Annotated in this window: 2 tRNA genes and 1 rRNA gene; all 3 read right to left on the bottom strand. The window is 57.1% G+C overall.

What is annotated here, in order from left to right:
- Positions 1-131: 131 nt before the first annotated feature.
- A tRNA-Ala gene (locus tag G4D85_RS48485) sits at positions 132-204 on the bottom strand.
- Positions 205-264: 60 nt separating this feature from the next.
- Positions 265-341: transfer RNA gene (locus G4D85_RS48490), tRNA-Ile, on the bottom strand.
- Positions 342-558: 217 nt separating this feature from the next.
- Positions 559-650 (bottom strand): 16S ribosomal RNA (locus G4D85_RS48495); the annotation flags it as partial.

Below are 650 nucleotides of genomic sequence, written 5' to 3' on the forward strand. Positions count from 1 at the left end.
CGTCAAAGCCTCACGGCTTCATCGCACCTGGCAAGTCAGTCTTCTGCGAGAACTTCTTACTCAGCAGAAATTGAACTTACCCTTCGTATGCACTTGTCAAAGAACGCTTCCCAAAACGACTGGGAAACTTGTGGAGCTGATCGGGATCGAACCGACGACATCCAGCTTGCAAAGCTGGCGCTCTCCCAGCTGAGCTACAGCCCCGGAAAACCACCATGCTGGTTGCGCGTCCCACACTCCCTCGCCCGTTGGCGGAGGGAAGTATGGTGGGCCTAGGTGGACTTGAACCACCGACCTCGCGCTTATCAGGCGCGCGCTCTAGCCAGCTGAGCTATAGGCCCAGGGGGCTACCGCGTCGGAAAACCCTTACAGCGTCCTTCATTCTCAAAGAGCCGAGCCGCGTCCTGCACTCGGTCCTTCAAAACCAAACAGCAAGCCCATGTATTACGACAGATTGTGATTCGGAAACGTTGACCTGGTCGACCTATGCAGCACCGAAGTGCCACTGGCATCGCCTACTGCACCCGAAGGCGCGAGTCCGATGCCCGGTCTCCTTAGAAAGGAGGTGATCCAGCCGCAGGTTCCCCTACGGCTACCTTGTTACGACTTCACCCCAGTTACCGACCACTCCTTGGGCATCTCTTGGTGAG

The organism is Pyxidicoccus trucidator (assembly GCF_010894435.1).
GTDB classification, from domain to species: Bacteria; Myxococcota; Myxococcia; order Myxococcales; family Myxococcaceae; genus Myxococcus; species Myxococcus trucidator.